Source organism: Geodermatophilus sp. Leaf369, from assembly GCF_001424455.1.
GTDB lineage: Bacteria > Actinomycetota > Actinomycetes > Mycobacteriales > Geodermatophilaceae > Klenkia.
The window spans coordinates 170584-193511 of record NZ_LMQA01000004.1 but is presented as its reverse complement, the minus strand read 5'-3'; the positions used below and the strand labels follow the sequence as shown (position 1 = coordinate 193511).

General features: G+C 73.7%; 22 protein-coding genes. 17 read left to right on the top strand and 5 right to left on the bottom strand.

The window, feature by feature from the left end:
• Positions 1 to 116: 116 nt before the first annotated feature.
• Positions 117 to 1034, top strand: a complete 918-nt coding sequence (locus tag ASG36_RS17295; protein ID WP_055766804.1) for a heme o synthase — start codon at positions 117 to 119, stop codon at positions 1032 to 1034.
• A 72-nt stretch (positions 1035 to 1106) separates the two neighbouring features.
• Here ASG36_RS17295 and ASG36_RS17290 read toward each other — a convergent pair whose 3' ends face one another.
• The gene (locus ASG36_RS17290) at positions 1107 to 1868 is read right to left on the bottom strand and encodes an endonuclease domain-containing protein (protein ID WP_157498905.1); all 762 of its coding nucleotides are present in this window, start codon (positions 1866 to 1868) and stop codon (positions 1107 to 1109) included.
• Positions 1869 to 2102: 234 nt separating this feature from the next.
• Positions 2103 to 3014 carry a heme A synthase gene (locus tag ASG36_RS17285; RefSeq protein ID WP_082523294.1) on the bottom strand — a complete coding sequence of 304 codons (912 nt, stop codon included), beginning with the start codon at positions 3012 to 3014 and terminating at the stop codon, positions 2103 to 2105.
• A 152-nt stretch (positions 3015 to 3166) separates the two neighbouring features.
• On the opposite strand from ASG36_RS17285, the gene ASG36_RS17280 reads away from it, so the two are divergent.
• The 10 genes from ASG36_RS17280 (at position 3167) to ASG36_RS17235 (ending at position 13247) form a co-directional block, all read left to right on the top strand.
• Positions 3167 to 5599 (top strand): ATP-dependent Clp protease ATP-binding subunit, encoded by a 2433-nt coding sequence (locus ASG36_RS17280; RefSeq protein WP_055766794.1) that lies wholly within the window; start codon positions 3167 to 3169, stop codon positions 5597 to 5599.
• 124 nt (positions 5600 to 5723) lie between these two features.
• The gene (locus tag ASG36_RS17275) at positions 5724 to 6524 is read left to right on the top strand and encodes a metalloregulator ArsR/SmtB family transcription factor (protein ID WP_055766791.1); all 801 of its coding nucleotides are present in this window, start codon (positions 5724 to 5726) and stop codon (positions 6522 to 6524) included.
• The gene (gene sufB, locus ASG36_RS17270) at positions 6521 to 7957 is read left to right on the top strand and encodes a Fe-S cluster assembly protein SufB (protein ID WP_055766787.1); all 1437 of its coding nucleotides are present in this window, start codon (positions 6521 to 6523) and stop codon (positions 7955 to 7957) included. Before ASG36_RS17275 ends, sufB begins: the two co-directional genes overlap by 4 nt.
• On the top strand, positions 7957 to 9282 hold the full coding sequence (gene sufD / locus ASG36_RS17265; RefSeq protein WP_055766784.1) for a Fe-S cluster assembly protein SufD: 1326 nt from the start codon (positions 7957 to 7959) through the stop codon (positions 9280 to 9282). The genes sufB and sufD overlap by 1 nt, the downstream gene beginning before the upstream one ends.
• Positions 9279 to 9611 carry a non-heme iron oxygenase ferredoxin subunit gene (locus ASG36_RS17260; RefSeq protein ID WP_055766781.1) on the top strand — a complete coding sequence of 111 codons (333 nt, stop codon included), beginning with the start codon at positions 9279 to 9281 and terminating at the stop codon, positions 9609 to 9611. Before sufD ends, ASG36_RS17260 begins: the two co-directional genes overlap by 4 nt.
• 10 nt (positions 9612 to 9621) lie before the next feature.
• Positions 9622 to 10449, top strand: a complete 828-nt coding sequence (gene sufC / locus ASG36_RS17255; protein WP_055766779.1) for a Fe-S cluster assembly ATPase SufC — start codon at positions 9622 to 9624, stop codon at positions 10447 to 10449.
• On the top strand, positions 10446 to 11768 hold the full coding sequence (locus ASG36_RS17250) for a cysteine desulfurase (RefSeq protein ID WP_055766776.1): 1323 nt from the start codon (positions 10446 to 10448) through the stop codon (positions 11766 to 11768). Before sufC ends, ASG36_RS17250 begins: the two co-directional genes overlap by 4 nt.
• A complete protein-coding gene (gene sufU / locus ASG36_RS17245) occupies positions 11768 to 12247 on the top strand; it encodes a Fe-S cluster assembly sulfur transfer protein SufU (protein WP_055766773.1) in 480 nt (159 codons plus the stop codon). Before ASG36_RS17250 ends, sufU begins: the two co-directional genes overlap by 1 nt.
• Positions 12244 to 12624: a metal-sulfur cluster assembly factor gene (locus ASG36_RS17240; RefSeq protein ID WP_055766769.1), complete on the top strand. Its 381-nt coding sequence runs from the start codon at positions 12244 to 12246 to the stop codon at positions 12622 to 12624. The genes sufU and ASG36_RS17240 overlap by 4 nt, the downstream gene beginning before the upstream one ends.
• Positions 12625 to 12725: 101 nt before the next feature.
• A complete protein-coding gene (locus ASG36_RS17235) occupies positions 12726 to 13247 on the top strand; it encodes a GNAT family N-acetyltransferase (RefSeq protein WP_200944545.1) in 522 nt (173 codons plus the stop codon).
• A 1-nt stretch (position 13248) separates the two neighbouring features.
• Here the strand turns inward: ASG36_RS17235 and ASG36_RS17230 are convergent, their stop codons facing one another.
• Complete coding sequence (locus tag ASG36_RS17230) at positions 13249 to 15234, bottom strand: SCO7613 C-terminal domain-containing membrane protein (RefSeq protein ID WP_157498903.1); 1986 nt, start codon at positions 15232 to 15234, stop codon at positions 13249 to 13251.
• A gap of 157 nt (positions 15235 to 15391) precedes the next feature.
• Between ASG36_RS17230 and abc-f the strand changes: the two genes are divergently transcribed.
• From abc-f to ASG36_RS17200, 6 genes are all read left to right on the top strand, one after another.
• Positions 15392 to 16993: a ribosomal protection-like ABC-F family protein gene (abc-f, locus tag ASG36_RS17225; protein ID WP_055766763.1), complete on the top strand. Its 1602-nt coding sequence runs from the start codon at positions 15392 to 15394 to the stop codon at positions 16991 to 16993.
• 128 nt (positions 16994 to 17121) lie between these two features.
• A complete protein-coding gene (locus ASG36_RS17220; RefSeq protein WP_055766760.1) occupies positions 17122 to 17364 on the top strand; it encodes a helix-turn-helix domain-containing protein in 243 nt (80 codons plus the stop codon).
• A complete protein-coding gene (locus tag ASG36_RS17215; protein ID WP_055766757.1) occupies positions 17361 to 18152 on the top strand; it encodes an enoyl-CoA hydratase/isomerase family protein in 792 nt (263 codons plus the stop codon). Before ASG36_RS17220 ends, ASG36_RS17215 begins: the two co-directional genes overlap by 4 nt.
• Positions 18153 to 18177: 25 nt before the next feature.
• A complete protein-coding gene (locus tag ASG36_RS17210) occupies positions 18178 to 20076 on the top strand; it encodes an ABC transporter ATP-binding protein (RefSeq protein WP_055766754.1) in 1899 nt (632 codons plus the stop codon).
• A 49-nt stretch (positions 20077 to 20125) separates the two neighbouring features.
• Positions 20126 to 20578, top strand: a complete 453-nt coding sequence (locus tag ASG36_RS17205; protein WP_055766751.1) for an SgcJ/EcaC family oxidoreductase — start codon at positions 20126 to 20128, stop codon at positions 20576 to 20578.
• Positions 20575 to 21369 (top strand): sulfurtransferase, encoded by a 795-nt coding sequence (locus ASG36_RS17200; RefSeq protein WP_055766748.1) that lies wholly within the window; start codon positions 20575 to 20577, stop codon positions 21367 to 21369. Before ASG36_RS17205 ends, ASG36_RS17200 begins: the two co-directional genes overlap by 4 nt.
• A 6-nt stretch (positions 21370 to 21375) precedes the next feature.
• On the opposite strand, the gene ASG36_RS17195 is transcribed toward ASG36_RS17200, so the two are convergent.
• Together ASG36_RS17195 and ASG36_RS17190 are read right to left on the bottom strand one after the other, a co-directional pair.
• A complete protein-coding gene (locus tag ASG36_RS17195; protein ID WP_235495172.1) occupies positions 21376 to 22167 on the bottom strand; it encodes a sirohydrochlorin chelatase in 792 nt (263 codons plus the stop codon).
• A complete protein-coding gene (locus ASG36_RS17190; RefSeq protein ID WP_055766742.1) occupies positions 22164 to 22925 on the bottom strand; it encodes an SDR family oxidoreductase in 762 nt (253 codons plus the stop codon). Before ASG36_RS17190 ends, ASG36_RS17195 begins: the two co-directional genes overlap by 4 nt.
• Positions 22926 to 22928 lie beyond the last annotated feature (3 nt).

Genomic DNA, 22928 nt, shown 5'->3' with positions numbered 1-22928 from the left:
CAACCCTAGTGGTACCGGGGGATTCCCCACGTGCCGCAGGGATACCATGGGGTGAACGTCAGTCCCTCGACGAAGTGGTGTGGATACCCCGTGCTGCCCTGCCGTCCGAGCTGCCGGTGACCGCCGTCGCCGAGCGCCGCACCACCCGGGCCCGCACGTCGCCGCTGGCCCTGGTCGGTGCCTACGTCTCGCTGACCAAGCCCAAGCTCGTCGAGCTGCTGCTGGTCACCACGCTGCCGGCGATGATGCTGGCCGACGGCGGCTGGCCCGGCACCGGCCTGGTGATCGCCACCCTGGTCGGCGGGATGCTCGCCGCGGGCGCCGCCAACACGATCAACTGCTGGTACGACCGCGACATCGACCGGCTGATGTCCCGCACCCGCAACCGGCCCATCCCCAGCGGGGTCATCGCCCCGCGGTCGGCGCTGCTGTTCGGCGTGATCCTGGCCTGGGTGTCCCTCGTCGTCCTCGGGGTCTTCACCACGCCGCTGGCCACCGCCCTCACCGCCGTGGCGATGCTGGCCTACTCGATCACCTACACGATGGTGCTCAAGCGCCGCACCCGGCACAACACCGTCTTCGGTGGCCTCCCCGGCGCCGCCCCGGTGCTCATCGGCTGGGCCGCGGTCACCGGCTCGCTGGACTGGCCGGCCGTCGTCTTCTTCGCGATCGTCTTCTGCTGGCAGATGCCGCACTTCTGGGCGCTGGCCAGCCGCTACCGGCACGACTACTTCCGGGCCGGTGTCCCGATGCTCTCCGTCGTCGCCGGACCGGTCAGCGTGGGCCGGCAGTCGGTCGCGTGGGCCTGGGGCACCCTCGCCGTCTCCTTGCTGATGGTCCCGGTCACCCCCGGCCTGGGCGCGCTCTCGGCCGTCCCGATCGTCGCCCTGGGCGCCTGGTACGTCTACGAGTCGCACGCCTGGCTGACCCGGATCAAGGGCGAGGGCCCCGACCGCCCCATGCGCCTGTTCTCGGTGTCGATCACCTACATGACCCTGCTGTCCGTCGCCCTGGTCCTCGACGTCCTCCTCTGACCCGATTCCAAAAACCGCGGTTTCTGGGGTCGGGCGGGTCGGGCGGTCCCCCAGGATCCGCGCTTTCCGGGATCAGCGGGCACGCTCGGCGAGCAGCTGGCGGATCCGCCGGACGATCCCGGCCATGTCGTAGAGGTCCGCATTGGCCAGCCGGAGCACCGACCACCCGGCGGCGCGCAGTCTGGCCAGCCGTCCGTCGTCGAGTGGGATCTGCTGGTCCTGGAAGTGGTGGACGCCGTCGTACTCAACGGCGATCTTGAGCCCCGGGAAGGCAAGGTCCACCCGGGCGATCTCCCCGCCCGCGTCGTCCCGAACCACGTACTGGACCTCGGGTGACAGTCCGTCCCGCACACAGGCGACGCGCACCCGGGACTCGGGGAACGACTCGGCGCGCGCGTCGGTGAACCCCAAGGCCAGACGCACCCGCGTAACGCCCCAGACCCCGGCCCGGTCGGCGACCCAGGTGCCGAACCGCCCCAGGTCGAGCGCCCCCCTGCGGGCGAGCATGTCCAGGGCGGCGACGGCGGTGGGCAAGGGCTCCAATGTGGCGATGTCCCACGCGGTGCGCCAGGGATCGGTGACGGGGACGTCACGCAGGTCGACGAGAACGTCGTCGGAGTCGAGGTCACTGGCGTGCACCCTCAGCTCGCGGGGGCCCCTCCACTTCAAGCCGGAGGGGACGATGACCGTGACCCGGTCGACCGGGCCGAGCATCGCGTCCCCGAACCAGCCCAGGGCCGACAGACCGCCGATCGCGGAGCCGGGAGGCAGGACGAGCGCCGCACCGCGGGCCTTCGTGTCGTGGTCGAACGGCAGTCCGCGGGTGGCATACACCCCCTGCAGGAGACGCTGGTGACGACGCCGAAGGTCATCCGGTCGGACGAGTCCCTCGGCGACAGCGGCGCTGCCCAGGAAGACGCCGTCGGTCAGGCGGAGTGGGGTGGACACCCGGGGAGGATGGTCGAGCCGCGGCCCCGGAACCGGAGTTGTCCACAGGCCCGGCCATCACTGGATCCCAAAAACCGCGGTTTCTGGGATCCAGAGGCTCAGAACCCGCGGTCTCTGGGGTCAGCGGGCGGAGGCGAAGGCGTCGGCGGGGGCGTCGACGGGGACCTCGGAGGCCGGGCCGCGGACGGACCAGACCAGGCGGGCGGTGTAGGCGGTGATCAGCACCGCGCCGGCCATGTGCAGCAGGACCAGGACGACGGGCAGGCCGGTGAAGTACTGCACGTAGCCGATGACGCCCTGGGCGAGCTGGACGACGAGGAGGTCCCGGGCGGCCCGGCGGACCCGGCCGGGGGAGTCGGTGGCGTAGAGCGCGACCAGCAGCGCGACGGTGAGCCCGATGAGCAGGAAGACGACGTCGGCGTGCAGCTGGCTCACCAGCTCGGGGTCCAGGCCGGTGCGACCGGCCTCGGGGTCACCGGAGTGCGGGCCCGAGCCGGTGACCACGGTGCCCAGCACCTGGACGGCGGCCACGGCGACCGCGATGCCGGCGACCAGCAGGGCGAAGGGACGGCGGACGAGCAGCTGCCCGACGCCTGGTTCCCGGGAGCGGAGCCAGAGGGTCGTGGCCACCGCGACCAGCACCATCGACACCAGGAAGTGCGCGGCGACCGTCCACGGGTTGAGGCCGGTCAGCACGGTGACCCCGCCGAGGAGCGCCTGCGCCGGGATGCCCAGGAAGCTGCCGACGGCCCACTTGCGCAGCTCGCGGCGGGCCGAGCGCCAGACCACGACGACGGTGGCGATGGCGACCGCGGCGACGACGAAGGTCAGCAGCCGGTTGCCGAACTCGATGAGCCCGTGGCCGGCGAGCTCGGCGGTGGGGCGGATGGACCCGTCGGTGCACTCGGGCCACGTGGGGCAGCCGAGGCCGGATCCGGTGAGCCGGACCGCACCCCCGGTGACGACGATGAGGCCGTTGGCGACGAGGTTGGCGAGCGCGACGCGACTGACGACGGCTGAGGAGACCGGCACCCGCCCAGCGTAGGTGCCCGTCACGGGTCGTTCGCCGACGGCGTAGCGCCGGCAGGAAGCGCGACGGCGACCGCGGTGCTGGACAGGGCAGCGGACACACCGGTCCGTGGGCGCCGGGGACGGCGCCACCCAGACACCCGAGAGGTGCACGCGTGACCACTCCGTTCGACACCGACTCCGCCGCCCGCCGTCGTCGCTTCGACGTCACCGCCCTGCTGACCGACCCGGCCCGCGAGGCCGTCACCGAGGCCACCCGGCAGGCCGCCGGCTGGGGCGCGCCCGCCCTGGACACCGACCACCTGCTGTGGGCGCTGGCCGCGGTCGAGCCCACCCGCACCCTGCTGACCCGCAGCGGCGCCGACCCCGACCTGCTGCGCGCCGACCTGGCCGCCCGGCTCGACACCGGCACCGCCCGGGACAGCGCGCCCCCGGTGAGCCCGGGCACCGAGCGCGCCCTGCGCGAGGCCCACCAGCTCTCCCGTGCCTTCGGCTCCCCGGCGATCGGCCCGGAGCACCTGCTCCTGGCGTTGTCCGCGCACCCCGAGTCCGCCGCCGGCCGGCGGCTGGCCGACCGCGGGGTCACCCCGCAGACGCTGCAGGAGGCCGCGCAGGAGCCGGCCGAGCCCGCCAGCAGCACCCCGACGCTGGACCGGTTCGGTCGCGACCTCACCGACGCTGCCCGCGAGGGCCGGCTGGACCCGGTGATCGGGCGGGAGTCCGAGATCGAGCAGACCGTCGACGTCCTGGCCCGGCGCACCAAGAACAATCCGGTGCTGCTGGGCGAGGCGGGTGTCGGCAAGACCGCCGTCGTCGAGGGCATCGCCCAGCTGATGGTGGGCGAGGACGTCCCGGACTCCCTGCGCGGCAAGCGGCTCGTGGAGCTGGACCTCACCGGCATGGTCGCCGGCACCAAGCACCGCGGTGACTTCGAGGAGCGGATGACTGCCGTCATCGCCGAGGTGCAGGCGCACGCCGACGAGGTGGTGCTCTTCATCGACGAGCTGCACACCGTCGTCGGGGCCGGCGCCGTCCAGGGCTCCGCGGGGGCCGCCGACATGCTCAAGCCGGCACTGGCCCGCGGTGAGCTGCACGTCATCGGCGCCACCACGCTGACCGAGTACCGGCGCAGCATCGAGGCCGACCCGGCCCTGGAGCGCCGGTTCCAGCCGGTGCGGGTCGCCGAGCCCACGGTGGCCGACGCCGTCCTCGTCCTGCGCGGGCTGCGGCAGCGCTACGAGGACCACCACCACGTGCGGTTCACCGACGACGCGCTCGTCGCGGCCGTCGAGCTGTCCGACCGGTACGTCACCGACCGGCAGCTGCCGGACAAGGCGATCGACCTGGTCGACCAGGCCGGTGCCCGCCGGCGCCGCACGGCCGGTGCCCCGACCGCCGACCGTGACCAGCTCGAGCAGGAGCTCGTCCGCCTCGGGGTGGAGAAGGACGCCGCCGTGGCCGCCGAGCAGTACGAGCGCGCCTCCGAGCTGCGCGACCGGGTGACCGAGGCGCAGGCCCGGCTCGACCGCGCCGGGGACGACGTGCCGGTGGTCGGGGTGGACGACGTCGCCGAGGTGCTCAGCCGGGCCACCGGCATCCCCGCCGCCCGGCTCACCGAGGCCGACCGCGAGCGGCTGCTCCGCCTGGAGGACCACCTGCACCAACGGGTGGTCGGTCAGGGCGACGCGGTCGAGGTGGTCGCCGAGGCGGTCCGCCGCTCGAGGGTCGGCCTGGGCGACCCGGACCGGCCGATCGGCAGCTTCCTGTTCCTCGGCCCCACCGGCGTCGGCAAGACCGAGCTGGCCAAGGCCCTGGCCGAGGCGCTGTTCGGCGACGAGGACACGATGGTCCGGATCGACATGAGCGAGTACCAGGAGCGGCACACGGTCTCCCGGTTGATCGGCTCGCCCCCCGGCTACGTGGGGTACGAGGACGCCGGCCAGCTCACCGAGGCCGTGCGCCGTCGTCCGTACTCGGTGGTGCTGCTCGACGAGGTCGAGAAGGCCCACCCGGACGTCTTCCACACGCTGCTCCAGGTGCTGGACGACGGCCGGCTCACCGACGCCCAGGGCCGCACCGTCGACTTCCGCAACACCGTCGTGGTGATGACCAGCAACCTGGGTTCGGAGCTGGTGGTGGGCAACCGGGAGCCGCTGGGCTTCGGCAGCAGCAGCCGCTCGGCCGACGACGGGCTGCGGACGGCGATGATGCGCCAGCTCAAGGACTCCTTCCGACCGGAGTTCCTCAACCGGATCGACGAGATCGTGGTCTTCCGCCAGCTCGAGACCGACCAGCTGGCCGAGATCACCGACCTGCTGCTGGGGGAGACCCGGGCCCGGCTGACCGCACAGGGGATCAGCGTCGAGTTCGCCCCCGAGGCGGTGCGCTGGTTGGCCGAACGGGGCCACGAGCCCGAGTTCGGCGCCCGCCCGCTGCGGCGGACGATCCAGCGCTCGGTGGACAACCCCGTCTCCCGGCTGGTGCTCTCCGGTGCTCTCGCCGCCGGTGGACACCTGGTCGTCGGGGTCGTCGACGGCGAGCTCGACCTGGTCGTCGAGCAGCCGCTCGAGGAGCCGGTCGCCGTCTGACCTGGCACGCAGTGCCACGGGGCTCGGACGCACGTCGTCCGGGCCCCGTCCTGCGCCCGGAGCTGCGCGTTCGGGTTAGGGCGACCTTGCTTGCGAGCCTCCGGATATAGCGCACACTCGTGTTGTGGAATCCACCGCGGCGCAGTCCGCCCGCACGTCGGCACCGGCCGACGACGGGCGCACCCGCGACCGCGTGACCGGGCTCCTGCTTGAGCACGGCGCCCAGACCGCGACCGAGCTGGCCACCCGGCTGGGGGTCTCCCCGGCCGCCGTCCGCCGGCACCTGGACTCCCTCGTGGCCGAGGGCCGGGTCGCCGAGCGTGCGCTGCCCGGGTCGGTCCGCGGCCGCGGCCGTCCGGCGAGGCACTTCACGCTCACCGACGCCGGCCGCTCGGGCTTCCCGCACGCCTACGACGACCTGGCGCTCACCGCGCTGCGGTTCGTCGCCCGGCACGGTGGCCCCGACGCCGTCCGCGACGTCGCCGAGCAGCAGCTCGCCGGGCTGGAGGAGCGCTGCTCCACCGCCGTCGAGCGGGCCGCGTCGACCACCGGCCCGGAGCCCGCCGACCGCGCCCAGGTGCTCGCCGAGGCGCTCACCGCCGAGGGCTACGCTGCCTCGGCCTCGGCGATCTCCAGTGGTGGGCAGCTGTGCCAGCACCACTGTCCGGTCGCCCACGTGGCCGCCGAGTTCCCCCAGCTGTGCGAGGCCGAGACCGCGGTCATCGGCCGGCTGGTCGGCACCCACGTGCAGCGGCTGGCCACCATCGCCCACGGCGACGGGGTCTGCACCACCCACATACCCGGGAGCCGTCCGGGCGGGAACACAACCCGCCCGCTCGGCCCTGTACAGAACGAGCGGGCGGACCAGCGCCGCCCCGCACCGAGCCACACCCGACAGACCGCCCGGGAGAGGACACCCGCATGACCACCACAGAGCAGCCGGTCACCCCCCTGACCCAGGACGAGCAGATCGACCAGCTCGGCCGCTACAAGTACGGCTGGGCTGACGCCGACGTCGCCGGCGCCTCGTCCCGTCGTGGCATCGACGAGGACGTCGTGCGGGACATCTCCCGCCGCAAGAACGAGCCGGAGTGGATGCTCGAGCGCCGCCTCAAGGCCCTCAAGATCTTCGGCAAGAAGCCCATGCCCGACTGGGGTTCCGACCTCTCCGGCATCGACTTCGACAACATCAAGTACTTCGTGCGGTCGACGGAGAAGCAGGCCGCGACCTGGGACGACCTCCCGGCCGACATCAAGAACACCTACGACAAGCTGGGCATCCCCGAGGCCGAGAAGCAGCGCCTGGTCTCCGGTGTCGCCGCCCAGTACGAGTCCGAGGTCGTCTACCACTCGATCCGCGAGGACCTCGAGGAGCAGGGCGTCCTGTTCCTGGACACCGACACCGCGCTGCGCGAGCACGAGGACCTGTTCCGCGAGTACTTCGGCTCGGTGATCCCGTCCGGGGACAACAAGTTCTCCGCGCTGAACACCGCCGTGTGGTCCGGTGGCTCCTTCATCTACGTGCCCCCGGGCGTCAACGTGGAGATCCCGCTGCAGGCCTACTTCCGGATCAACACCGAGAACATGGGCCAGTTCGAGCGGACCCTGATGATCATCGACGAGGGCGCCTACGTGCACTACGTCGAGGGCTGCACCGCGCCGATCTACAAGTCGGACTCGCTGCACTCCGCGGTCGTCGAGATCGTCGTGAAGAAGAACGCCCGCTGCCGGTACACGACCATCCAGAACTGGTCGAACAACGTCTACAACCTGGTCACCAAGCGGGCCGTGGCCCACGAGGGCGCGACCATGGAGTGGGTCGACGGCAACATCGGCTCCAAGGTGACGATGAAGTACCCGGCCGTGTGGATGACCGGTGAGCACGCCAAGGGCGAGGTGCTCTCCATCGCCTTCGCCGGCGAGGGCCAGCACCAGGACGCCGGCGCCAAGATGGTGCACGCCGCCCCGCACACCTCCTCGAACATCATCAGCAAGTCCGTCGCCCGCGGTGGCGGCCGGACCTCCTACCGGGGCCTGGTGCAGATCGACGAGGGTGCTCACGGCTCCCGCTCCACGGTGAAGTGCGACGCGCTGCTGGTCGACACGATCAGCCGCTCGGACACCTACCCCTACGTCGACGTCCGCGAGGACGACGTGTCCATGGGCCACGAGGCGACCGTCTCCCGGGTCAGCGAGGACCAGCTCTTCTACCTGATGAGCCGTGGCCTCTCCGAGGACGAGGCGATGGCGATGGTCGTGCGCGGCTTCGTCGAGCCGATCGCCCGGGAGCTGCCGATGGAGTACGCCCTCGAGCTGAACCGCCTGATCGAGCTGCAGATGGAAGGTGCCGTCGGCTGATGACCGACCCACAGACGACCCTCACGACCGACTCCGCGGCCCTCGCCGGCGAGCTCTTCGCCCCCGGCGTGGGTGCGCAGGCCGGCCCGCCGACCACCCCCGCCTCCGACACCGGCACCGCCGGTGCCGGGGCGGGTGCGCACAGCCACGGCGGTCCCGCGCCGACCGGCTCGCCGGCCGAGCGGTTCTCCTCCGACGACCCCGAGGACTTCCCCGTCGTCACCGGTCGCGAGGAGTCCTGGCGCTTCACCCCGATGAAGCGGGTCCGCCCGCTGCTCGAGGGTGCGGCGTCCGACGCCCGCCTGGAGCTGCAGACCGACCTGCCCGACGGGGTCGAGCTGTCGACCGTCGGTGCCGACGACGCGATCCTGCAGGGCCTGCCCAAGCCGGTCGACCGGCTCGCGGCCCTGACCCGGGTCAACGCCGGTGGCGCGACCGTCGTCCGCGTGCCCGCCGAGGCACAGCTGGACCGTCCGGTCACGCTGTCGCTGCGCGGCACCGGCTCCGACGAGGTCGTGTGGGGCCAGACCGTGATCGAGGTCGGCCGGTTCGCCAAGGCGACCGTCGTGCTGGACCACTCCGGCTCGGCCAAGTACGCCGGCTCGGTCACCGTGCTCGTCGGCGACGGCGCGCACGTCGAGCTGATCAGCGTGCAGGAGTGGGCCCCCGGAACCGCGCACGGCGGCCAGTACGACGCCGTCGTCGGCCGGGACGCCACCTTCCGCCAGGTCGTGGTGACCCTCGGCGGGGACATGGTCCGGCTGGTCAGCAACGTGGAGTACGCCGGCCCCGGCGGGACCGCCGAGCTGTCGGGCGTCTACTTCGCCGACGAGACCCAGCACCAGGAGCACCGCCTCTGGGTCGACCACGCCACGCCCAACTGCGTCAGCAACGTCGTCTACAAGGGCGCGCTGCAGGGCGAGGCCGCGCACACCGTGTGGGTCGGGGACGTCCGGATCCGCCCCGCGGCGACCGGCACCGAGACCTACGAGCTCAACCGCAACCTGGTGCTCACCGACGGCGCCCGCGCCGACTCGGTGCCCAACCTCGAGATCGAGACCGGTGAGATCGTCAGCGCCGGCCACGCCAGCGCCACCGGCCGGTTCGACGACGAGCAGCTGTTCTACCTCTGCTCGCGTGGCATCGACGCCGAGACCGCCCGCCGGCTCGTCGTCCGCGGCTTCTTCGCCGACGTCGTGCAGAAGATCGCCGTCCCCGAGCTGGCCGACCGGCTGATGGGCACCATCGAGCAGCGCCTCGGTGCCCTGCCGGGCCTCGAGGCCCAGGACGTGGACGAGCACGCCACGGAGCTCCAGCCGGCATGAGCTTCCAGCGGGCCTGTGCCCTCTCCGAGGTCCCCGAGGACGGCGCCACGCCCGTCGTCCTCGGGGACCTCGAGCTGGTCCTCGCCCGGTACGACGGACAGGTCTACGCACTCACCGACCTGTGCTCGCACCAGGACTACCCGCTCAGCGACGGCGACGTCGAGGTGATCGACGGCGTCCCCACCATCGAGTGCACCTGGCACGGGTCGTGCTTCGACCTGCGCACCGGCGCACCCACCAACCTGCCGGCGAACCAGCCGGTCACCACCCACCCGGTCCGCGTCGAGGGCGACGACGTCCTCGTCGACACCTCCGCGGCCGAGAACTGAGAGGCACCACATGACCGAGACCACCGGCAGCGTGCTGGAGATCCGCGACCTGCACGTCACGGTCGGGGAGGGCGACGAGACCAAGGAGATCCTCCGCGGCGTCGACCTCACCATCCGCAGCGGCGAGACCCACGCGATCATGGGGCCCAACGGCTCCGGCAAGTCCACCCTGGCCTACTCCATCGCCGGGCACCCGAAGTACACGATCACCGGCGGCACCGTGACCCTCGACGGCGAGGACGTCCTCGCGATGACCGTCGACGAGCGCGCCCGGGCCGGCCTGTTCCTGGCCATGCAGTACCCGGTCGAGGTGCCCGGCGTCTCGGTGTCCAACTTCCTGCGCACCGCGGCCACCGCCGTCACCGGCCAGGCGCCCAAGCTGCGCACCTGGGTCAAGGACGTGCGCACCGAGATGGAGGCGCTCGAGATGGACGCCGCCTTCGCCGAGCGCAACGTCAACGAGGGCTTCTCCGGTGGTGAGAAGAAGCGCCACGAGATCCTCCAGATGGGCCTGCTCAAGCCGAAGATCGCGATCCTCGACGAGACCGACTCCGGCCTGGACGTCGACGCCCTGCGCGTGGTCTCCGAGGGCGTCAACCGGGCCAAGGCCAGCAGCGCCGTCGGCGTCCTGCTGATCACGCACTACACCCGGATCCTGCGCTACATCGAGCCCGACTTCGTGCACGTCTTCGTCGCCGGTCGGGTCGTCGAGGAGGGCGGCAAGGAGCTGGCCGACAAGCTGGAGGCCGAGGGCTACGCCTCCTACCTCAAGGCCGACGCCGACGCGCTGGTCGCCTCCGACGCCGCTGCCTCGCTGAGCGGGTCGGCCACGGCATGACCGTGACCGCCTCGCGCTCCGAGACGGAGCGCGCACCGCTCCCGCTGGACGTCGAGGCGGTCCGCGCCGACTTCCCGATCCTGGGCCGCACGGTCCGGGACGGGAAGCGGCTGGTCTACCTGGACTCCGGTGCCACCTCGCAGAAGCCACGCCAGGTGCTGGACGCCGAGCGCTGGTTCTACGAGAACGTCAACGCCGCCCCGCACCGGGGTGCGCACGCCCTGGCCGAGGAGGCCACCGAGGCCTACGAGCAGGCCCGGGCGACGATCGCCTCCTTCATCGGCGCGCAGACCGACGAGGTCGTGTTCACCCGCAACTCCACCGAGGCGATCAACCTGGTGGCGTACGCGATGAGCAACGCGGTCACCGCCAAGGAGCCGGAGTTCCACCGGTACGCGGTCGGTCAGGGCGACGAGATCGTGGTGACCGAGATGGAGCACCACGCCAACCTCATCCCGTGGCAGCAGCTCTGCGAGCGCACCGGGGCGACCCTGCGCTGGCTGGGGATCACCGACGAGGGCCGGCTGGACCTGTCTGACCTGGACACCGTGGTCAACGAGCGCACCAAGCTCGTCACGGTCACCCAGCAGTCGAACATCCTGGGCACGATGCCGCCGCTGGCCCCGATCATCGCCCGTGCGCACGAGGTCGGTGCGCTGGTGATGGTCGACGGGGCGCAGTCCGTGCCGCACCAGCCGGTCGACGTGGCCGCGCTGGGGGCGGACTTCCTGGTGTTCTCCGGGCACAAGATGCTCGGCCCCACCGGGGTCGGCGTGCTCTGGGGCCGCGCCGAGGTGCTCGCGGCACTGCCGCCGTTCCTCACCGGCGGCTCGATGATCGAGGTCGTCCGGATGGAGGGCAGCACCTTCGCCCCGCCGCCGCAGCGCTTCGAGGCCGGCGTGCCGATGACCGCGCAGGTCGTCGGGCTGGCCGCGGCATGCGACTACCTCACCGCGCTGGGCATGGACACCGTCCTGGCCCACGAGGAGGCGCTCACCGAGTACGCCCTGGCGCAGCTGCAGGCGATCCCGGGCGTCCGGGTGATCGGCCCGGCCGACACCGTGGCCCGCGGGGGAGCGATCAGCTTCACCGTCGACGGCATCCACCCGCACGACGTCGGCCAGGTGCTCGACGACCAGGGCGTCGCCGTCCGGGTCGGGCACCACTGCGCGTGGCCCGTCGTCCGCCGGATGGGCGTGCCGGCCACCACCCGCGCCACGTTCTACGTGCACACCGGGTACGACGACGTCGACGCCCTGGTGGAGGCCGTCCGGCATGCCCAGCGGTTCTTCGGTGTTGACGCGGTGGAGGAGGCCTGATGAAGCTGCAGGACATGTACCAGGAGATCATCCTGGACCACTACCGGAACCCCCACGGCCGCGGTCTGCGTGACCCGTTCGACGCCGAGGTGCACCACGTCAACCCCACGTGCGGCGACGAGGTGACCCTGCGGGTCAAGGTCGAGGGCGACACCCTCACCGACGTCTCCTACGAGGGGCAGGGCTGCTCGATCAGCCAGGCCTCGGTGTCGGCGATGTACGACCTGGTCGTCGGCAAGAGCGTGACCGAGGCCCTGGCCACCGGTGAGGACTTCGTCCGGTTGATGCAGGCCAAGGGCGACACGTCCGTGGCCGACGAGCTCGAGGACAGCCTGGAGGACGCCGTCGCGTTCGCCGGGGTGTCGAAGTACCCGGCGCGGGTCAAGTGCGCGCTGATGAGCTGGATGGCCCTGAAGGACGCCAGCGCCCGTGCCTGGACGCCGTCCGACCCCACCCCGACCACGGAGGAGTCCGCATGAGCGAGACCACCGAGACCACCGTCGAGACCGCTGCCCCCGCGGCCCCGCTGATCAAGCCCGACCTCGAGGAGCTCGAGGAGGCCATGCGTGACGTCGTCGACCCCGAGCTCGGGGTCAACGTCGTCGACCTGGGCCTCGTCTACGGCATCGAGGTGGACGACGCCAACGTCGCCGTCATCGACATGACGCTGACCTCGGCGGCCTGCCCGCTGACCGACGTCATCGAGGACCAGGCCCGCCAGGCCCTCACCGGTGGCCCCGGCCCCGGCCTGGTCGAGGACATCCGGATCAACTGGGTCTGGATGCCGCCGTGGGGCCCGGACAAGATCACCGACGACGGTCGGGAGCAGCTCCGCGCCCTCGGGTTCCGGGTCTAGCACTGGACGACCTGTTCGACGCGCTGGCAGCGGGGGAGCACCCGCCGGCTGACGGCAGCGTCACGACACGGCCCGCGCCCCTCGGGGCGCGGGCCGTCGTCGTGGGCGGCACCGCCTGGGCCGTGGTCGGCGCCGACGTCGACCCGGCCTGGGTGACGGCCTGGATCGCACGGTCGCCGGACCCCATCGCCGCCCCGCTGTCCGCGCGGTTCCTGTCGGCCCTGGCCGACGAGACCGGGGTCGAGCCGGGTGTGGTGGACGCCGTCCTCGTCGCGCCGCCCGCGCGGGCCCCGGGCATCCCGTTACAGCCGCTGGAAGCAGGCGACCACCCGCGGGTGCAGCGGGCGCACCGACACCGTACCGACGTGCGGGTGCTGGGCACGGCGGACGGCGCCGGGGTGCTGACCCTCGGACGAGGCCTGGCCGGACGCTGGGAGGTCTCGATGGAGGTCGACCCGGACGCCCGCGGCCGCGGGCTGGGCACTGCGCTGGCCGCCGCCGCCCCCGCGCTGGTGCCCGGTCCGCTGTGGGCCCAGGTGGCGCCGGCGAACACCGCGTCGCTGCGGTCGTTCCTGCTGGCGGGGTACCGCCCGGTCTGCGCCGAGTCGCTGTTCGGCAGCTGACTCAGCGGAAGGCCGCGACCCGTTCCCGCAGCGTGCTGCCGGCCTCGCGGTCGGCGCCCCAGGCGAGCCAGAACAACAGCAACCCGGCCAGCAGCAACGCCAGCAGCCCGGGTCCGGGCACGGCGTCGACGGCCCAGGCGACGGCCGCCCCGGCCACGGTCAGCGTGCCCAGCTGGAAGGGTGCCCGCAGCCGCCCGGCGACGCCGAGCAGCGCGACGGCCACCCCGGCGACCAGCAGCACCGGGTGCCGGGGTTCGGCGGGGTCGAGGAGCACCAGGGCGAGCGAGGGCAGCAGGCCGACCGCGACCGCCGGCCCCCAGGTCGGCCACGACGGCCCGTCCTGCAGCTCCCGGCCCCGGGCCAGCAGCAGCCCCAGGGCCAGCGGGACCGTCCACCGCTCCAGCCCGGTCCAGCCCAGCTGACCGGTGGCCGACCACGCGGCCAGCACGAGCAGCCCGGCGCCCAGGTGTGCCGGACGGTGCGTCGCTGCGGCGTAGCCCAGCAGTGATGCGCCCAGCACGGTCAGCAGCGCGGGGGTGACCCACGCCGGGTCACCCCCGGCGGCCACCAGCACCCCGACGACCCCGGTCACCGCGCCGCTGGTCGCGGTCGGTGCCGAGGCCCGGCGGTCGGCGTCGCTGGCGCCCCTCGAGGTGGCGTCGGCGCGGTTGCCGCCGTCGGCGCGGGAGAAGGCGGCGCGGAGGTCGGGACGGCCCTGGTCGTCCAGGGGTCGCTCGTCCGCCGACCGGGCGGGGCGCCGGGCCAGCACGACGGCCTGGACCACGGCGGTCACCGCCACGAGCACGAGCACCGCCCCGATGCCGGTCTCCGGTGCGTCGGTCAGCGCCAGCAGCAGGGCCGCAGCGATCGAGCCGACCGTGAGCGGGATGGTCTCCGGGCGGCTCTCCGACCGGCGGGCCGACAGGAGCCCCGACGCGAGCGCCGTGAAGACCAGCAGCAGGGCGACCCAGCCCCACCGGGCGGCCGCGACGTCCTGCAGCACCGCGAGCACGGTGAGCACCACGGCCGCGGCGAGCCCGGCGTCCCGGGGCACCCAGTCCTTCCCGCGGGCGGCCGCCACCGCCACCAGGGCGGCGAGCAGCAGCCCGGCCACCCCGGACAGCGACACCGCGTCCGCGCCCGTCGCGTGGGCCGCACCGGCGACCCCGAGGCCGGCGGTCACCCCGGCCAGCACCGGGACGACGTCCCGGTCGCCGGTGGGCACAGCGGGCACCCGGTCGGCCGCGGTGACCAGCAGCCCGGCCCCGGCCAGCACCGTCGCCCCGGCGGCGGGGACGGCACCGCCCCACGCCGCCTGCTGGGCGACGACGACACCGGTCACCCACCACGGCACGGCGGTGAGCAGCCCGACCCGGGAGAGCAGCCCGTGGCCCGCGCCGTCCGCGGTCCAGGCGACGGCCAGCCCGACCCCGGCCACGGCGAGGAGGACGACAGCCAGCACCGCGCCGCTGACCGGGGTGTCCCACGGGCGCGGGTCGGTGGTCAGCCAGGACAGTACGGCCACCTGACCGGCGACCAGGGCGGCGACCGGCCAGGTGCGCAGCCGGTCCGGGGCCACCTGCAGCGCGGTCCACAGCAGGGCGGCGGTGGCAGCGAGGGCGGCCACGAGCGGGGCCGGGGTCGGCTCGCCACGCGCCCACAGCCCGATCCCCGCGGCGGTGGTGAGCACCGAGGTGACGGCCAGGGCCTCCGCGGTCGTCGCGGCCCCGCTGCGGGCCACCAGGAACGCGCAGGCGCCGCCGGCCACGGCGAACAACGCGGCGACCGCGAGGCCCACCCACGCACCGACCTGGGCGGCGGCGAGGACGAAACCCAGCACGGTGACGACGGCGGTGCCCAGCACGACCTGCTGGGCGCTGACGCCGGGCAGCCGGGACGGCGACGGGGCTGAGGACGCTCGCGGCGGGGTCGGCGGCGGGTACGGAGGCGGCGGTGGCGGGGGATAGGTGCGCGGGGCAGCCTGCACGTCCACCTCCTCCGGTCCGAGCGACGCGGGAGACGCCGACCCGCCCACGGTAGGGGCGTGGACCGCCCGGCGCGGCCCCGAGCTGCGCGCCAGGTGCCGCCGACGTCACCGTCGCAACCCCTCGGAACCCGGCCCCGACGCGGTTACCCTGGGCTCAGTGATCACGACCACCGGCCTGGAGCTCCGCGCGGGGAGCCGCATCCTCATCAGCGAGGCGGACCTGCGCGTCCAGCCCGGTGACCGGATCGGTCTGGTCGGGCGCAACGGCGCCGGCAAGACGACCACGCTCACCACGCTGGCCGGTGAGCGGGTGCCGCACGCCGGCAAGGTCGACCAGGTCGGCGAGCTGGGCTACCTCCCGCAGGACACCCTGAGCGGTGACCTGTCGATCAGCGCGAGTGACCGGGTGCTGTCCGGCCGTGGCCTGGACGAGCTCAAGGCGCAGCTGACCAAGGCCCAGGTCGCCATGGCCGAGCCCGCCGACGACACCGAGCGCGACCGCGCCGTCCGCCGCTACGGCCGGCTCGAGGACCAGTTCGCCGCCATGGGCGGGTACGCCGCCGAGTCCGACGCCGCGCGCATCTGCACCAACCTGGGCCTGCCCGACCGGGTGCTGGAGCAGCCGCTGTCCACGCTGTCCGGTGGTCAGCGGCGCCGCGTCGAGCTGGCCCGGATCCTGTTCTCCGACGCAGAGACGTTGCTGCTCGACGAGCCGACGAACCACCTCGACGCCGACTCCATCGCCTGGCTCAAGGGCTTCCTGGCCACCCACCGCAGTGGGCTCATCGTGATCAGCCACGACGTCGAGCTGCTCGCCGCCGTGGTCAACAAGGTCTGGCACCTGGATGCCAACCGGGCCACCGTCGACGTCTACAACCTGGGCTGGAAGCGCTACCTGGACGCCCGGGAGACCGACGAGCGCCGGCGCCGCTCCGAGCGGGCCAACGCCGAGAAGAAGATCGGTGCGCTCACCGCCCAGGCGGACAAGATGCGTGCCAAGGCCACCAAGGCCAAGGCCGCCCAGTCGATGGACAAGCGCGCCCAGCGCCTGGCCGCGGGTCTGGAGCAGGTGCGGGTGCAGGACCGGGTCGCCAAGCTCCGCTTCCCGACCCCCGCCCCCTGCGGCAAGACCCCGCTGACCGCCGAGCGCCTGTCCAAGTCCTACGGGTCGCTGGAGATCTTCACCGGCGTGGATCTGGCGATCGACCGCGGCACCCGCGTCGTCGTCCTGGGCCTGAACGGCGCAGGCAAGACCACCCTGCTGCGCATGCTGGCCGGCACCGAGGTGCCCGACACCGGTGAGGTCAAGGCCGGGCACGGGCTGCGGCTGGGCTACTACGCCCAGGAGCACGAGACGCTGGACATGGACCGCTCGCTGCTGGAGATCATGCAGTCCGCGGCACCGGACCAGACCGCCACCGAGCTGCGTCGCATCCTGGGTGCGTTCCTCTTCTCCGGGGACGCCGTGGACCAGCGGGCCGGCACGCTGTCCGGTGGGGAGAAGACCCGGCTGGCGATGGCCGCCCTGGTCTGCTCGGCGGCCAACGTGCTGCTGCTCGACGAGCCCACCAACAACCTGGACCCGGCCAGCCGCGAGCAGGTGCTCGAGGCGCTGCGCACCTACCAGGGCGCCATCGTGCTGGTCACCCACGACGAGGGCGCGGTGACCGCGCTGGACCCGGACAAGGTCATCCTGCTGCCCGACGGCACCGAGGACACCTGGTCGGCCGACTTCGCGGAGCTCGTCGAACTCGCGTGAGCTGAGTGGCCGCACCGTCGGCACTGGGTGATCATCGGTCGGAGAGGCCGACGTCATCAGGACGGCGGTCCGGGCGACCAGCGGACGGCTCCGGCGTTGCCGGCACCCCGCTGGCACGGAGGGGAGTCATGGCCGACTCGAACGCACCTGCCGAGGGCACCGCAGAGCTCGCGAAGGGCAAGCGGATCACCGGTGGGGACCGCAGCACCCTCGCCGACGAGCTGCGCAAGCGCTACGACGGCGGGGAGAGCATCCGGCTGCTGGCGGCCTCCACCGGCCGCTCCTACGGCTTCGTGCACCGGCTGCTGTCGGAGTCCGGTGCGACCCTGCGCAGCCGCGGCGGGGCCAACCGCTCCAGCGCCGGCTCGTGACCGGCGACCCGGCCCGCGGCTGGGTCACCACCTCGCTCGACGGCCCGGTCCTCACCGTCACCCTGGACCGGGCCGAGCAGCTCAACGCCCAGACGCCGGAGACCTGGCACGCCCTGGCCGAGATCGGCGCGACCCTGCCCGACGAGGTCCGGGTGGTGCTGGTCCGCGGGGCCGGCCGGGCCTTCTCCGCGGGGCTGGACCGCTCGCTCTTCGCCACCGACCCCGACCTGCCCGGCGGGTTGGGTGCCCTGCTCGCCCTCGGTGACGACGGCGCCCGTGAGCGCATCCGCGGGTACCAGGACGGGTTCCGGTGGCTGCGCACCCCGGGGATCGTCAGCGTCGCCGTCGTCCAGGGCCACGCCATCGGCGCCGGTGCGCAGCTGGCGCTGGCCTGCGACCTCCGGGTCTGCGGCACCGAGGCCACCTTCTCGCTGCCCGAGGCCCGGCTCGGGCTGGTGCCCGACCTCACCGGCACCTCCACGCTGGTGCAGGCGGTCGGGTACTCCCGGGCGCTGGAGATGTGCCTGACCGGCCGCAAGGTCGGTGCGGCCGAGGCGCTGGCGAGCGGGTTGGCGACCGTCGTCGTCCCCACCGAGGAGCTCGAGGACGCCGTCGCCACCCTGGTCGCCGGGATCGTGGGCCCCGACGTGCGGGCCAGCCGGGAGACCGCCGCCCTCGTGCGCGCGGCGGCGGCCACGGACACCGACGCCCAGGACGCCGCCGAACGTGCCGCGCAGGTGCGCAGGCTGCACGCGCTGGTGGAACAGGCACCGCGGTCACGGGGTTGAGCGCGGGGACGAGAGGGGTCACCCCATGAGCTCACCGATGACCTCGATGGCCGCGATGCGGTCCTTCCAGCGGCAACCAAAGGCCGGCCGGGAGATCCCGAAGGGCACCGTCAAGCGGATCCTCGGCATCGCCGGTCCCTACCGACGCGACCTGACCTGGTTCCTGAGCCTGGTCGTCGTCTCGGCGGTGATCGGCGTGGTCACCCCGCTGCTGGCCGGCGACATCGTCAACCGGATCGCCCGGCTGGACGGCACGGCCGGCGACATCGTCCGGATCGCGCTGTTCATCGCCGGTCTGGCGGTGCTGGACGCCGGCAGCTCCCTGGCCCAGCGCTGGTACTCCTCCCGGATCGGTGAGGGCGTCATCTACGACCTGCGCGCCCGGATCTTCGCCCACGTGCAGCGGATGCCGGTCGCGTTCTTCACCCGCACCCAGACCGGCGCGCTGGTCAGCCGGCTCAACAACGACGTGATCGGTGCCCAGCAGGCGTTCACCTCGACGCTGAGCGGCGTGGTCTCCAACGTGATCGGCCTGGTGCTCACCGCCGGCGTCATGTTCACGCTGTCCTGGCAGATCACCCTGCTGTCGATCGTGATGGTCCCGCTGTTCGTGCTCCCGGCCAAGCGCATCGGCGCCAAGCTGCAGGAGATCACCCGGGAGTCCTACGGCCTCAACGCCTCGATGAACGCCACGATGACCGAGCGGTTCAACGTCTCCGGTGCGCTGCTGGTCAAGCTGTTCGGTCGCCCCGAGGCCGAGGTCGCCTCCTTCAGCTCCCGGGCCGCCCGGGTGCGCGACATCGGTGTGCTGTCGGCGATGTACGGGCGCACCTTCTTCACCGCGCTCACCCTCGTCGCGGCCCTGGCCACCGCGCTGGTCTACGGCCTGGGCGGATCGCTGGCCTTCGACGGCTCGTTGTCCCCGGGCGCCGTGGTCTCCCTCGCGCTGCTGCTGTCCCGGCTCTACGGGCCGCTGACCGCGCTGTCCAACGTCCGGGTCGACGTGATGAGCGCGATGGTCAGCTTCGACCGGGTCTTCGAGGTGCTCGACCTCGAGCCGATGATCTCCGACGCCCCCGACGCCCGGCCGGTGCCCACGACGGACCGGTCGGTGGAGTTCGACCGCGTGACCTTCCACTACCCGACGGCGTCCGAGGTGTCGCTGGCCTCCCTGGAGGACCTCTCGCTGCCCGAACACGGCGAGGAGGCCACCGTGCTGCACGAGGTCAGCTTCCGGGCCGAGCCCGGCCAGCTGGTCGCGCTCGTGGGGCACTCGGGGGCGGGCAAGTCCACCATCGCCAACCTCGTGCCGCGGCTCTACGACGCCACCGGGGGCACCGTGCGGGTGGGCGGCCTGGACGTCCGGCAGGCAACCGCGGACTCGTTGCGCGACTCGATCGGCGTGGTCAGTCAGGACGCGCACCTCTTCCACGACACCATCCGGGCGAACCTGCTCTACGCCCGCCCCGAGGCGACCGAGGAGCAGCTCTGGACCGCGCTCACCGGAGCCCGGATCGCCGCGCTCATCGCCTCGCTGCCCGACGGCCTGGAGACCGTGGTCGGTGACCGCGGCTACCGGATGTCGGGCGGGGAGAAGCAGCGGCTGGCGATCGCGCGGGTGCTGCTCAAGGGCCCCGGCGTGGTCATCCTCGACGAGGCCACCGCGCACCTGGACAGCGAGAGCGAGGCCGCGGTGCAGAAGGCGCTGGACGCCGCGCTGGCTGGCCGCACCTCGCTGGTCATCGCGCACCGGCTGTCCACCATCCGCGCCGCCGACCTGATCCTCGTCGTCGACGCCGGCCGCATCGTCGAGCAGGGCACCCACGAGGAGCTGCTCGCGCTGGGCCACCGGTACGCCGACCTGTACCGCACCCAGTTCTCCTCGGGCGAGGAGACCGTGTCGCCCGTCGTCGTCTCGAGCTGAGCACTAACGTCACAGCCGTCCCACCCGCACCACCGCCGGGAGCCTCCCCATGAGCACCACCCATCCCGACGACGCCGAGATCCGGTCGGTCTACGCCGAGTACCTGGCCGGGTGGAACGCCCGCAGCGGCGCCCGCATCTCCGCCGTGCTCACCGACGACGGCGACGTCATCGGGTTCGACGGCAGTGCCGCCCACGGCCGGCTGCAGATCGCCGCGGACATGCGGCGGCTGTTCGCCGACCACCAGACCCCGGCCTACGTCGGCGTCGTCCGCTCGGTGCGCACCGTGGCCGAGGACGTCGCGGTCGTGCACGCGGTCGCCGGCATGGTGGACGTCGGCTCCGACCGGCTGGACCCCGCGTTGCACGCCGTGCACACCGCGGTCGTGGTCAAGGACGGGCGCCGCTGGAAGATCTCCGTCCTCACCGCCACCCCGGCCCGCTACCACGGTCGGCCTGCCGCGGTGGCCGCGCTCACCGCGGAGCTCGAGGCCGCCCGGTGACCCCGGTGCTCGCCGGCCCGGACGACGTCGCCGGTGCCGTGCTGCTCGACGTCCGCTGGGCGCTGGGCCGCACCGACGGACACGAGCAGTACCTGACCGGGCACCTCCCGGGCGCGGTGTACGTCGACCTGGACACCGAGCTCGCGGCGCCGCCCTCGGCCGCCGGCCGGCACCCGCTGCCCGCCGTCGAGGACCTGCAGGCCGCGGCCCGCCGCTGGGGGGTCTCCACCGGTGACAGGGTCGTGGTCTACGACGCCGGCCCGGGCACCTCGGCCGCCCGCGCCTGGTGGCTGTTGCGCTGGGGCGGGGTGGCCGACGTGCGCATCCTGGACGGCGGACTCGCGGGGTGGACCGGGCCGGTGGAGGACGGCGACGTCGTCCCCGCCCCGGGCGACGTGGTCCTCACGGCCGGCGGCATGCCCGTCCTCACCGCGGACGAGGCCGCCGGCCTGCCGGCGGCCGGCGGTGTGCTGCTGGACGCCCGGCCGGGGGAGCGGTACCGCGGAGAGGTGGAGCCGGTCGACCCGCGCGCCGGTCACGTGCCCGGGGCGGTGAGTGCGCCGACCACCGACAACCTGGCCGACGGCCGCTTCCGGGACGACCTCGCCGACCGGTTCGCCGCGCTGGGCCTCACCGCGGACACCCGGGTGGGGGTCTACTGCGGCTCCGGGGTCACCGCAGCCCACGAGGTGGCCGCGCTGGCCGTCGCCGGCGTGGAGGCGGCGCTCTGGCCGGGCTCCTGGTCGGAGTGGTCGGCCGACCCGGTCCGCCCGGTGGCCACCGGGGCCTGACCCGGGTCAGGCGTCGACGTCGTCCGGACTGGGCCAGAAGTCCAGGGTCTCGACCCGGTTGGGGGCGCGCACCGCCGCGGTGCGGCGCGCGGTCTCCACCGCGGCGTCGTAGCGGTCGAGCAGCACTGCCGCGATCCGCTCGTCGGGCAGCAAGGGAGCGGTGACCAGGTCGGCGCCGGCCTCGGCCAGCTTGTCGTGGAAGTACCCGGGCGCCAGCAGGTAGGCCGCGACCACGACGCGCTCGGCGCCGGCGGCCCGCGCGGTGGCGATCGCGTCGGGCACGGTGGGCTGGGCCGCCGAGCCGTAGCCGGTGGTCACCGGTCCGGCCCAGGAGCGCTGCAGCAGGTCGGCGGTGTCCTCGACGTCCGCGGTCGCGCGGGGGTCGCTCGACCCGGCCGCGGCGACGACGACGGCGGTGGTGGGGTCCTCGGGGTCGGCGCCGACGGCGCGGAGCCTGGTGAGCAGCACGTCGACCAGGCGCAGGTCCGGGCCCAGCGCGCGGGCCGACAGCGTGCCGGGGTGCGCGTCGACGGCACCGGCGATGTCGACGTGCACGTGGAAGCCGCCGGACAGCAGCACCGGGACGACGACCGCGGGGGTGCCCTCGGCGGCCAGGCCGGCGACGACGTCGCCGACCGTCGGCGGCTGGACGTCGACGAACGCCGCGGTGGTCTGCAGGCCCGGCCGCAGGTCGCGGGCGGCCAGCGCCAGCTCGGCGATCAACCGGCGCCCGGTGGGGTTGCGGGTGCCGTGCGCGCAGGCGACCAGCACGGGGTCGGGGGAGCCGGGGGCGCTCACAGCGCCCTCGTGAGGCCGCCGTCGACCGGGATCATGACGCCGGTGAGGTAGCCGGCGGCCGGCGACAGGGCGAAGGCGGCGACCTTGCCGAACTCCTCGGGCCGGCCGACCCGGCGCAGCGGGATGCCGGACTCGGTGCGGGCCCGCATGGCCGCGGGCTCACCGGAGGCGGCCTCGATGTCGGTGATCCGGTCGGTGGCGATGGTGCCCGGGAGCAGCCCGAACACCCGGATGCCGCGGGGGCCCAGCTCGTCGGCGAGCGCCTTGGCGGTCATCGCCAGGCCCGGGCGCAGCCCGTTGGAGATGGCCAGGTGGCCGATCGGCTGGCGGACCGAGGTGGACAGCACCAGGCCGATCGCGGCGCCCTCGGACAGCACCGGCACGAGGGCCTTGACCAGTCGGATCGTGCCCAGCAGCACCGAGTCGACGGCGTCGCGCCAGTCGGCCTCGTCGGTGTCCAGGACGGTGCCCGGCTTCGGGCCGCCGACCGAGACCAGGGCGCCGTCGACCCGCCCCAGCTGCTCCGTCGCCGTCCGCACCAGGTCCCCGGCCGCCGCAGGCGCAGCCAGGTCGGCGGACAGCCCGAACGCCGCCGGCGCACCCCCGAGGGAGGCGACGGCGGCGTCCACGGACTCCGCGGAGCGCGAGCTGACCAGCACCCGCGCCCCGTCGTCGACCAGGGCCCGGGCGGTCGCGTACCCCAGCCCCCGGCTCGCGCCGGTGAGCAGGTAGCCGCGACCGCCCAGACCCAGGTCCACCGG

Excerpts from the sequence above, each read along its gene's own strand:
- sufB (WP_055766787.1), top strand. The coding sequence starts at position 6,521 with ATGACCACCACAGAGCAGCCGGTCACCCCCCTGACCCAGGACGAGCAG.
- sufD (WP_055766784.1), top strand. The coding sequence starts at position 7,957 with ATGACCGACCCACAGACGACCCTCACGACCGACTCCGCGGCCCTCGCC.
- ASG36_RS17260 (WP_055766781.1), top strand. The coding sequence starts at position 9,279 with ATGAGCTTCCAGCGGGCCTGTGCCCTCTCCGAGGTCCCCGAGGACGGC.
- sufC (WP_055766779.1), top strand. The coding sequence starts at position 9,622 with ATGACCGAGACCACCGGCAGCGTGCTGGAGATCCGCGACCTGCACGTC.
- ASG36_RS17250 (WP_055766776.1), top strand. The coding sequence starts at position 10,446 with ATGACCGTGACCGCCTCGCGCTCCGAGACGGAGCGCGCACCGCTCCCG.
- sufU (WP_055766773.1), top strand. The coding sequence starts at position 11,768 with ATGAAGCTGCAGGACATGTACCAGGAGATCATCCTGGACCACTACCGG.
- ASG36_RS17240 (WP_055766769.1), top strand. The coding sequence starts at position 12,244 with ATGAGCGAGACCACCGAGACCACCGTCGAGACCGCTGCCCCCGCGGCC.
- ASG36_RS17220 (WP_055766760.1), top strand. The coding sequence starts at position 17,122 with ATGGCCGACTCGAACGCACCTGCCGAGGGCACCGCAGAGCTCGCGAAG.
- ASG36_RS17210 (WP_055766754.1), top strand. The coding sequence starts at position 18,178 with ATGAGCTCACCGATGACCTCGATGGCCGCGATGCGGTCCTTCCAGCGG.
- ASG36_RS17205 (WP_055766751.1), top strand. The coding sequence starts at position 20,126 with ATGAGCACCACCCATCCCGACGACGCCGAGATCCGGTCGGTCTACGCC.